Annotated in this window: 10 protein-coding genes; all 10 read left to right on the top strand. The window is 38.6% G+C overall.

All coding sequences use genetic code 11. The features are described 5' to 3' along the window. Positions 1–126: 126 nt before the first annotated feature. The 10 genes from AOY24_RS01650 to AOY24_RS01695 all read left to right on the top strand — a co-directional run bounded on the left by AOY24_RS01650 (position 127) and on the right by AOY24_RS01695 (position 10,899). Positions 127–1,122: an NAD-dependent epimerase/dehydratase family protein gene (locus AOY24_RS01650; RefSeq protein WP_043000198.1), complete on the top strand. Its 996-nt coding sequence runs from the start codon at positions 127–129 to the stop codon at positions 1,120–1,122. A 242-nt stretch (positions 1,123–1,364) separates the two neighbouring features. Continuing rightward, on the top strand, positions 1,365–2,258 hold the full coding sequence (gene galF, locus AOY24_RS01655; protein ID WP_054176029.1) for a UTP--glucose-1-phosphate uridylyltransferase GalF: 894 nt from the start codon (positions 1,365–1,367) through the stop codon (positions 2,256–2,258). Positions 2,259–2,639: 381 nt separating this feature from the next. Continuing rightward, positions 2,640–3,725, top strand: a complete 1,086-nt coding sequence (gene rfbB, locus AOY24_RS01660) for a dTDP-glucose 4,6-dehydratase (protein ID WP_054176030.1) — start codon at positions 2,640–2,642, stop codon at positions 3,723–3,725. Next, positions 3,725–4,624 (top strand): dTDP-4-dehydrorhamnose reductase, encoded by a 900-nt coding sequence (gene rfbD / locus AOY24_RS01665; RefSeq protein WP_054176031.1) that lies wholly within the window; start codon positions 3,725–3,727, stop codon positions 4,622–4,624. Before rfbB ends, rfbD begins: the two co-directional genes overlap by 1 nt. A gap of 51 nt (positions 4,625–4,675) precedes the next feature. Then, a complete protein-coding gene (gene rfbA / locus AOY24_RS01670) occupies positions 4,676–5,554 on the top strand; it encodes a glucose-1-phosphate thymidylyltransferase RfbA (protein WP_054176032.1) in 879 nt (292 codons plus the stop codon). A gap of 3 nt (positions 5,555–5,557) precedes the next feature. Continuing rightward, on the top strand, positions 5,558–6,091 hold the full coding sequence (gene rfbC / locus AOY24_RS01675; RefSeq protein ID WP_054176033.1) for a dTDP-4-dehydrorhamnose 3,5-epimerase: 534 nt from the start codon (positions 5,558–5,560) through the stop codon (positions 6,089–6,091). Beyond that, on the top strand, positions 6,092–7,114 hold the full coding sequence (locus tag AOY24_RS01680) for a nitroreductase family protein (RefSeq protein WP_235507512.1): 1,023 nt from the start codon (positions 6,092–6,094) through the stop codon (positions 7,112–7,114). Between the two features lie 2 nt (positions 7,115–7,116). Continuing rightward, the gene (locus tag AOY24_RS01685) at positions 7,117–8,646 is read left to right on the top strand and encodes a hypothetical protein (protein ID WP_054176035.1); all 1,530 of its coding nucleotides are present in this window, start codon (positions 7,117–7,119) and stop codon (positions 8,644–8,646) included. Next, positions 8,643–9,761 carry a polysaccharide pyruvyl transferase family protein gene (locus tag AOY24_RS01690; protein WP_054176036.1) on the top strand — a complete coding sequence of 373 codons (1,119 nt, stop codon included), beginning with the start codon at positions 8,643–8,645 and terminating at the stop codon, positions 9,759–9,761. The genes AOY24_RS01685 and AOY24_RS01690 overlap by 4 nt, the downstream gene beginning before the upstream one ends. After that, positions 9,754–10,899: a glycosyltransferase family 4 protein gene (locus tag AOY24_RS01695; protein ID WP_054176037.1), complete on the top strand. Its 1,146-nt coding sequence runs from the start codon at positions 9,754–9,756 to the stop codon at positions 10,897–10,899. The genes AOY24_RS01690 and AOY24_RS01695 overlap by 8 nt, the downstream gene beginning before the upstream one ends. The last annotated feature ends 103 nt before the right edge of the window (positions 10,900–11,002 follow it).

Raw genomic sequence — 11,002 nt, forward strand, 5'->3', positions numbered from 1 at the left:
ATCATGTGCTAAAAGATTATAATTGCGGAATTACTGTTAAAGCTGGGGCTGGGCAGCACTGACTACTCAGGGAAGATTCTCATCTTTATCTTGTGTTTTTGTCTTAATAACCAGACTAAGTGATTTATGAACGATAACGTTTTGCTCATCGGAGCCTCCGGGTTTGTTGGAACGCGCCTCCTTGAAACCGCCGTTGATGACTTTAACATTAAAAATCTGGATAAACAGCAAAGCCATTTCTATCCGGAAATCACGCAAATTGGCGATGTCCGCGATCAACACGCACTGGATCAGGCGCTTTCTGGTTTTGATACCGTAGTCCTGCTGGCGGCCGAGCATCGCGATGATGTGAGCCCAACTTCTCTTTACTATGATGTCAATGTTCAGGGTACTCGCAATGTTCTTGCCGCCATGGAAAAAAATGGTGTCAACAACATCATTTTTACGAGCTCTGTTGCTGTATATGGTCTGAACAAAAATAACCCTGATGAGACACATCCACACGACCCCTTCAACCACTATGGTAAAAGTAAGTGGCAGGCCGAAGAAGTGCTACGTGAATGGCATGCAAAAGCACCTGATGAGCGTTCGCTGACTATTATTCGACCAACGGTGATATTCGGTGAGCGTAACCGCGGCAATGTTTATAATCTGCTTAAGCAGATTGCGGGCGGTAAATTCATGATGGTGGGGTCTGGCACTAACTATAAGTCTATGGCCTATGTTGGCAACATTGTTGAATTCATTAAGTATAAACTTAAGAATGTACAGCCAGGCTATGAAGTCTACAATTATGTAGATAAGCCTGATCTGAACATGAATCAGCTTGTTACGGAAGTTGAACAGAGTCTGGGCAAAAAGATCCCTTCAGTTCATCTGCCGTATCCATTAGGCATGCTTGGGGGGTATTGTTTTGATGTTCTCAGTAAACTCACTGGGAAGAAATTTGCGGTAAGTTCTGTTCGTGTCAAAAAATTCTGCGCTACCACGCAGTTCGATGCGACTAAAGTTCACTCTTCAGGGTTTGTAGCGCCTTATACCCTTTCTCAGGGGCTGGACAGAACGTTAAAGTTCGAGTTTGTCCATGATAAGAAAGACGATATTACGTTTGTTTCCGAGTAAGACATGACGTTAAAGTGATTGCACTGCTACCTACGATAATTCGGAAAGCGACTAAGCTATTGTAAGCAGAGAAGGTTTTCCGAGTTATCTGAGTTAAACCTCACGTTGATGAAGTGTAGTGTGAGAAGACATTTTATCTCAACGGTGTGAATTCAATCACGCCAAGGGAGAAGGAAGCCTGGAACTGACTAGCTCATGGCAAAGACCCAGACTTCATCAGCCATTCAAAGGTAGGATAGATAATGACGAATTTAAAAGCAGTTATCCCGGTAGCAGGACTCGGTATGCACATGTTGCCTGCCACCAAGGCAATTCCTAAAGAGATGCTGCCGATCGTCGACAAACCCATGATTCAATATATCGTTGACGAAATCGTAGCTGCAGGGATCAAAGAAATCCTCCTGGTGACTCACGCGTCTAAAAACGCCGTTGAGAACCATTTCGATACATCCTATGAACTTGAGTCACTCCTTGAGCAGCGCGTGAAGCGTCAGTTGCTGGCGGAAGTGCAGTCTATTTGTCCTCCGGGCGTGACCATTATGAACGTGCGCCAGGCGCAGCCGCTGGGGCTGGGTCACTCCATTCTTTGCGCGCGTCCGGCGATTGGTGATAACCCTTTTGTGGTGGTATTGCCTGATATCGTTATTGATACCGCCAGTGCCGATCCGCTGCGTTATAATTTGGCTGCAATGGTTGCGCGTTTTGAAGAAACTGGCCGTAGTCAGGTTCTGGCGAAACGTATGCCGGGTGATCTTTCCGAGTACTCCGTCATACAGACAAAAGATCCGCTGGATATTGAAGGCAAGGTGAGCCGCATCGTCGAGTTTATTGAGAAACCCGATCAGCCGCAGACGCTGGATTCTGATCTCATGGCGGTAGGGCGTTATGTCCTCTCAGCGGATATCTGGGCCGAACTGGAAAGAACCGAACCGGGCGCCTGGGGCCGTATCCAGTTGACCGATGCGATTGCAGAACTGGCGAAAAAACAATCTGTTGACGCCATGCTAATGACCGGCGACAGCTACGACTGCGGTAAGAAATTGGGCTACATGCAGGCGTTTGTGAAGTACGGACTGCGTAACCTGAAAGAAGGGCCGAAGTTCCGTAAAGGGATCGAGAAGTTGCTTAGCGAGTAAGCTTAAAAATTAAACGGTCCAGCAGATCGTAAAAACGAATAACGGTAGTCAACATTGGACGGGGTGATGCAGATATGCCCGAAATGTTGCTACCGTTTTTATTTTCATAAATACCTCATAATTTCATTGAGTTAACTGCAAAATTTAGCACTGTTTTATATAATATTTCTTCTTGTTTCTGACATCAATTGGTAAGACAATTAGGGTTTGAGTTTAGCGGCTTTGCACGAGAGAAAGCAGAGCTCAATGCGTCTGTGAGAGCACGCAGTGCACTGGTAGCTGTAAAGCCAGGGGCGGTAGCGTGTCTAAAACCTTGTTATTAGTTGAACCCTAAATCAGCATATTGAATGCTGGTGTTATCTAATATTCGGATTAATTAAAGTGAAAATACTTGTTACTGGTGGCGCTGGTTTTATTGGATCTGCTGTCGTTCGTCATATAATAAATAATACTCAAGACAGCGTAATTAATGTCGATAAATTAACGTACGCAGGTAACCTCGAGTCACTGACTGAAATAGAGTATAGCGAGCGTTATTCATTCGAACATGCTGATATTTGTGATTCAAATGTAATGGCGCGTATTTTTGAAACTCATCAACCGGATGCCGTCATGCACCTTGCTGCTGAGAGCCATGTGGATCGTTCTATTACCGGCCCTGCTGCATTTATTGAAACCAATATCGTTGGCACCTATATTCTTCTCGAAGCGGCTCGCCAGTATTGGTCCGGGTTGGACGATGTAAAAAAAGCTAAATTCCGTTTTCATCACATTTCTACTGACGAAGTCTATGGCGACTTACCTCATCCGGATGAAATAATGCAGGGGAGTGTTCTTCCTCTCTTCACCGAACAAACTGCCTATGCACCGAGTAGTCCTTATTCGGCTTCAAAAGCCTCCAGCGACCATCTTGTTCGCGCCTGGTTGCGTACATACGGTCTACCGACAATGGTGACAAATTGTTCGAATAACTATGGCCCATACCACTTCCCTGAAAAGTTGATTCCCTTGGTTATTCTCAATGCTCTCGAAGGAAAATCGTTGCCTATTTATGGTAAAGGCGATCAGATTCGTGACTGGCTCTATGTTGAAGATCATGCCCGTGCGTTATATACCGTGGTGACGAAAGGAATCCCTGGTGAGACCTACAACATCGGTGGCCATAACGAGAAGAAAAATATCGATGTTGTGCATACCATCTGTGACTTGTTGGATGAGATCGTACCTAAAACGGCGTCATACCGAGAACAAATTGCCTATGTTGCCGATCGTCCAGGCCATGACCGTCGGTACGCGATCGATGCGGATAAAATCAGCCGTGAACTCGGTTGGAAACCGCAAGAGACGTTCGAAAGTGGGATTCGAAAAACGGTTGAATGGTATCTGGCAAACACCTCATGGGTTGAAAATATCAAAAGTGGGGCGTACCAAACCTGGATTGAGCAGAACTATGGGGAACGCCAGTAATGAACATTCTTTTGTTTGGCAAAACAGGGCAGGTCGGTTGGGAATTACAACGCTCGCTTGCTCCGCTTGGTAATGTGATTGCGCTGGATGTCCATTCAACGGATTACTGTGGAGATTTCAGCAATCCTCAGGGGGTTGCTGAAACGGTCCGTCGCATTCGACCAGACGTTATCGTAAACGCAGCAGCCCATACGGCAGTGGACAAAGCTGAATCTGAAATTGAATTTGCTCAATTGCTCAATGCAATCAGCGTTGAAGCTATTGCTAAAGCAGCCGCTGAAGTAGGGGCATGGGTCGTTCATTATTCGACAGATTACGTTTTCCCCGGGACAGGGACGACGGCCTGGAGAGAAACGGATGAAACATCACCATTGAATGTCTATGGCGAGACTAAACTTGCTGGTGAAAAGGCTCTGCAGCAACATTGTCTAAAGCATCTGATATTCAGGACCAGCTGGGTTTATGCGGGTAAAGGGAATAATTTTGCGAAGACCATGCTGCGTCTGGCAAAAGATCGTACAGAGATGTCCGTTATCAACGATCAGTATGGCGCGCCGACAGGGGCTGAGTTGCTTGCTGATTGTACAGCACATGCTATTCGTGTCGCGCTGAACAAACCTGATGTCGCTGGCCTCTATCACTTAGTGGCTGGTGGCACGACGACTTGGTATGACTTCGCCTCTCTGGTTTTTGCTGAAGCTCGCAATGCAGGTATTGACTTAGCGCTGACTGATCTTAAGGCTGTTCCTACCAGCGCTTACCCTACACCCGCGCGCCGCCCAGGCAACTCACGATTAAATACTGAAAAATTTCAGCATAATTTTGGCCTTGTCTTGCCGCAGTGGGAAAATGGTGTCAAACGTATGTTAAATGAGTTGTTTACAACTACAGCTATCTGATTCTGGTTTTAATGCCCGCAACAGGGCATTTTGTATTTAAGAGATAATGATATGAAAACGCGTAAAGGGATTATTCTTGCCGGCGGTTCCGGCACTCGTTTGTACCCTGTGACGATGGCAGTGAGTAAACAGTTACTGCCCATTTATGATAAGCCGATGATTTACTACCCGCTGTCGACACTTATGCTGGCGGGAATTCGGGATATTCTTATTATCAGCACCCCGCAGGATACACCGCGCTTTGAGCAGTTACTCGGTGACGGAAGCCAGTGGGGGCTCAACCTTCAATATAAAGTTCAGCCAAGTCCGGATGGGTTAGCCCAGGCCTTTATTATTGGTGAAGAGTTCATCGGTAATGATGATTGTGCATTAGTGCTCGGCGATAACATCTTTTATGGACATGATTTACCAAAACTAATGGATACTGCCGTTAATAAAGAAAATGGGGCTACGGTATTCGCATACCATGTGAACGATCCTGAACGCTACGGTGTAGTTGAGTTTGATAAGAATGGGACCGCGGTTAGTCTGGAAGAGAAACCCCAGGAACCCAAAAGTAACTATGCCGTGACAGGTCTTTATTTTTACGACAATAGCGTCGTTGATATGGCAAAGAATCTCAAGCCTTCGGCGCGTGGTGAACTGGAAATCACGGATATTAACCGTATCTATATGGAACAAGGGCGTCTGTCTGTCGCCATGATGGGGCGCGGGTATGCATGGTTGGATACGGGGACGCATCAAAGTTTGATTGAGGCCAGTAACTTTATTGCTACGATTGAAGAGCGACAGGGGTTGAAGGTCTCTTGCCCGGAGGAAATTGCCTACCGCAAAGGGTTTATCGATGCTGAACAGGTGAAAAAATTATCTGAACCATTACAAAAGAATGCTTATGGTCAGTATTTATTAAAAATGATTAAAGGCTATTGAATTATGAAAGTCCATGAAACACATATCCCTGGTGTATTAATATTTGAACCCCAAAAATATGGTGACTCAAGAGGATATTTCTTTGAAAGCTATAACATGAAAGTATTTGAAAAAGCAACAGGAAAAAAAATAGATTTCGTTCAAGACAACCAATCCTTTTCGAGAAAAAATGTCATTAGAGGGTTGCATTATCAGGATGAACCATATTCTCAAGGGAAATTAGTACGCTGTATATCGGGTGAAATTTTCGATGTCGCAGTAGATTTGAGACAAAATTCTGCAACTTATGGTCAATGGATTGGAGAGTATCTTTCCGGAGAAAATTGCAAACAACTCTGGATACCTGAAGGTTTTGCTCATGGTTTTTGTGTAGTAAGTGATGAAGCAATTTTTACATATAAATGTACGAATTTTTATAATCCTGCAGCAGAGAACACCATTAGATGGGACTCACCTGAATTGGCTATTAAATGGCCAGTCAACGGAGATGAAATGATAATTTCAGATAAAGATTTGGCAGGGAAAAATTTCTTGTAAGTGGGTAATAAAAAAATGATTCATGACATAAAAAAAATAGTAAGAAAATACCTTATAGAATTTAGAGTAATGAAAGGGTTTTATTATGATTACAGAAAATATAGCCAATCTTCTTTAAGAACTCATAAGAGTAATTTAGATTTTGATGAATCATTGGGACTCATAATTAGATTATATCACTCACTTGAAAAAAGTTTAACTAACAGAAACTTTAAAAAAGAGTCATCAATCAAGAATGTTTCACTTCTCATTGATATCTTCATGAAAGACAATAAAATTGACTATAACGATGTTCATGTTCAATCTGCATTAAATACTATATCCTTGTACTTTGATAAACATGCGGAGAAAGGTTCACCTGAGTTAGAAGACTTGAGAGAAAAATATCGATCTATTATTTTCAAGGCTGGATGTATATCGCCAATATTAGGTGGGATTAAGCCTATTCCAGCAATCCCGGATGCAAACAAGTTCAGACATGAGGATTACAAAGAGTTTGTATGTTCTCGTGTTAGTATACGGGACTTCTCAGAAAAAATGCCTGCTGAGGTTGAATTAGAAAGTGTGATTGATGTGGCGAGGTTTTGTCCTTCTGCTTGTAATCGACAGGCCATAAAAATATTTTATTCTCTTAATAAAAACAATAATGGCGAAATATTAAAGTTACAAAATGGAAGTCGTTCTTTTAGGAATAATGTTCCAGGTCTTATTATCCTAACGGCAGATTTAAGATACCAAGAAGGCGTTGAGGAACGAAACTTAGGACTAATAGAAGGGGGAATATGGATTTCATCACTAACAAGTTCCTTTCATGCTCATAATATGGGAAGCTGTGTGTTGAATTGGTGTGTTAATCCAGTTCAAGATAAGATGCTTAGGTCATTGATCAATATCCCAAATCATTATCAAATAGTGTCATTGCTAGCGTTTGGCTATATCAAAGAAGAGCAATTGGTTCCATTCTCAACAAGGAAAAACGCTATTAGCTTTCTGGAGAAAATTAAGTTTAGAATGAGTAATTAGTAATGAAAGACAGATCAAAAAATATACGCAGATTATTTATCAATAGCATGATAATGTATCTACGCATGATTTTATTGATGGTGATAACATTATATATTTCTAGATTAGCAATCAATTTATTAGGCATTGAAAAATTTGGTCTCTATAGTGTTATTTCTGGTTTTGTTCTATTGGCTGGTGTTCTTACAAATATCTTAGAGTCAACAACTCAGAGATTTTTGTCAAAAGCATTAGGTGAAAGTAAAAAAAATGTATCTGAGATTTTTCAATCTTGTTTGTCAGCTCATATTTTTCTTTCTCTAATTGCAGTTATAATTATAGAAATCTTCGGATGGTGGTTTATAAATTATAAGTTAGTACAAGAAATAATATCCACATATGAAGTTTTCATCATTTTCACCATATCGGTTATTACCTTTTTAATTAATGTAATAGGCTCACCATTTTATGCTGCATTGATTTCGTTAGAAAAAGCAAACCTATATGCAATATTTACTATTAGTGACGCATTGCTAAAGGTTTTTTTTATTAATATGGTAGGTTATTTACCGTATGATGCAATAATTGGTTATTCAGTCGCTATTCTTGCAGCAGTTTTAATAAATAGAATAGCAATTATAACTTTTTTTATTGTAAAGTTACCTGTATTTAATTGTAGTCCAATATTTGAATTTCTTAAAATAAAAGAAATTATAGCATTTGCTATGTGGAACATGTGGGGAGGAGCTGCAACAGTACTGAATTCACAAGGTGTGAATGTATTAATAAACATTTTTTTTGGGGTAGTATTCAACACGGCGAGAGCTATTACATCGCAAATTAATTCTGCGGTACTACAAATTACAAATAGTATTCAACTTACGATCAGTCCTCAAATAGTAAAATCATATTTTGCCGATGATGCGAGTTATCTAAATGCTCTGGTAATTTACACGAGTAAAATTAATGTCTATTTAACTGTGATAATTATTTCTGTTTTGTCGACCAATGTTAGCTTTTTACTCAAAATTTGGTTGAATGAATATCCTTTAATAACAGTGACATTTATTAACTTAATGTTTGTAGAGCTATTTGTAAATTGCTTTTCAGCATCACTCTCTACACTCATACAAGCAACTGGAAAAATAAAAAATTACCAGCTAGTTGTTGGTGGCATGATGTTAGTTAATATGCCTTTATGTCTTCTTTTGTTGAAAGTATATAATAATGTTGAACTTGTATATTACGTTTCTATTTTGATTGCCTTTATATGTTTAGCACTTAGATTATATTTCATTAAAATATTAACTAGAATAAGTGTTTCGCAATATATAAAGAAAGTGATTATCCCTAGTGTTATTGTTATATCTCTCTGCCTTATCACCCAGCGTCAACTTTTAAATGAATCGACTAGTATTGAATCAGTTCTGTTTAACTCTATTTCAACTCTAATTATATTAGTGCCGCTCATTTTACTTATAGGTATAGATAAAGTAGAACGCACATATTTTCTAAATTTAGGCAGAAAGTATTTTTTAAAGGTTACCAAATGAACAAATTGCAAGATAAAAAGAATCTCTATGGAATTTTGACTTTTCACAAAGCACATAATTATGGTGCATTATTGCAAGCTTATGCGTTGTCATACACAATAAAAAAATATAACAAAGATGTTTTTTTTGTTGATTACGAAAATGAGATATTAACTAAAGGATATACCTTATACCCTATATTTAATAAATATAGTCCCGTTAACTATATTAAAGAATGGATCCATTTTATTCTGGATTTCAAGCGAAAATATAAAAGATATAGTGCATTTTCAAGATTTATAAACAACTACATAAAGCCATTCTCAGTTAGTAAGAATAACGCTTTTGATGTTCTCTTCCTTGGTAGTGACCAAATATGGAACGCTAGCTATACGAATGGTGTTGACTCAAATTATTATGGGCAAGGAGAAGGTCTTAATGCTAATAAATTAGTATCCTATGCTGCTAGTATGGGTAAGCTGTCACTAAATGGCAAGGATGAGGAAGAGTTTATCTCATTAATACAAGGTATTAATTTGATTGGCGTTCGAGAAAAATATTTAAAGGACTACATTGAAGATAAAGCAGGAAGGGAATGTGTAGTTAATCTTGATCCAACGTTACTCCTTGATCGCCAGGAGTGGGAATCACTATCGAAAAATTTTAATAGTGACGAGCGTTATTTGTTAGTATATGAAATGCATCCTCATTCAGAAATGAGTCGTATAGCCAACCAAATCGCTGAGTCATTAAACTTAAAAATAAAAGTTCTAGCCTCCAGAACAAATTATAAAATAAGTAAAGATGCAATTACTGATGCGGATCCTAGGGATTTTCTAATGTATTTTGCTAATGCATCATTTATATTAACGACATCTTTTCATGGGACTGTTTTTTCAATTATAAATGAAATACCTTTTTATACTTTATGCTTTGGCAACGAAGTTGATCTAAGAAGTAGTTCTCTTTTGGAGTTAGTAAACTTAAAAAATAGAATGATACCAGGCATCGAATCAATAGATTCTAATAATGAAAATTTACATTGCAATTTCGAAGAGGCATCAAAAATATTACATGTGCATCGTCGAAACTCTATTAATTTCATTACTAAGGCACTAGGCTTCCAACATGAATAAAGTCCTTATTGTATTTCATGACTCTAATGTAAAAAGTGGTGCTACTGCATCGATGCTTGATTTGTTAGCTAAGCTAATTCAGTACAACGAATTAGAAATAAAAGCGTTAATTCCTGAATCTGGGAATTTAGCTAGGGAACTCCGAAAAAGAGAAATTAATTATATTAATCGTAAATTTTATAGTGGTCGATATAGTATAAGAAGTATTAAAGAAACCATCTTAAGTTTTCCCAAAGCAGCATTAAAACTAATACTTACGTTATGTTCATTTATTAGTGTGAAGGATCAATTTGATGATGTGGATCTTGTCTATGTGAATACTTCCGATAACTATATGGGACTGTTAATGTCGATTTTTCTTAGAAAAAAAACAATATTTCATATAAGAGAGTTTGGTGTTGAGGATCAAGATCAAAAACATGTTATAACTGATTTTTTTTACTACTGGCTTGTTAATAAATTCTCTGCAAAGGTTATAGTTATTTCTGATGCTCTGAAAGAAAAAATAGAACAGCGGATAGATAATAATAAGTTATGTTTGGTTTATGATGATGTGAATGTTTCAAGTACGAAATTAGCTACAGAAATGAATAAAAATACACGCACATTTGTTATTGTAGGTACATTATGCGAAGGCAAAGGCCAACATTTGGCAATAAAAGCATTTCACACTCTTATAAATGATGGATATGATGCTCATTTGAGAATAATTGGAGACGATGATAATCTGTATGCAGATTATCTTAAAAGAGTAGTTACCGACTGTGGTTTAGATGATAGAGTTGAGTTCACGGGATTTATTGATGATCCAAATACAGTAAAATTCCAGCAGGATATATGTTTAGTTCCATCTCTTTCAGAAGCATTTGGGAGAGTTACAATAGAGTCAATGGCATCTGGAATGGTTGTTATTGCAAGTGATTCTGGAGCAAGTAAAGAGCTAATTAAGGAAGGTGTTAATGGTTTCTTATTTACATCTGGCTCAGTTGAATCTTTGACGGAAGTTCTTAAAAAAGTTATTGAAACTGACCTTTCAGATTTAAATAGAATAGCACTCAATGCGGAATTTGAATCAAAGAAATATACTTCTGGGCATGCTGCTGAAAAAATATTCAATATAATTGAAGATGTTATATAACTTCATTGTTTAATGCTGTGAATATTAATTTGTTAGCATTCTCTTGTGAAAAACATATATTATATTAAGGTGAGGTTTATTTAGTGCAAAATAGTTTAAGGGG

This window comes from Citrobacter sp. CtB7.12, assembly GCF_001297795.1.
GTDB lineage: Bacteria > Pseudomonadota > Gammaproteobacteria > Enterobacterales > Enterobacteriaceae > Citrobacter_A > Citrobacter_A amalonaticus.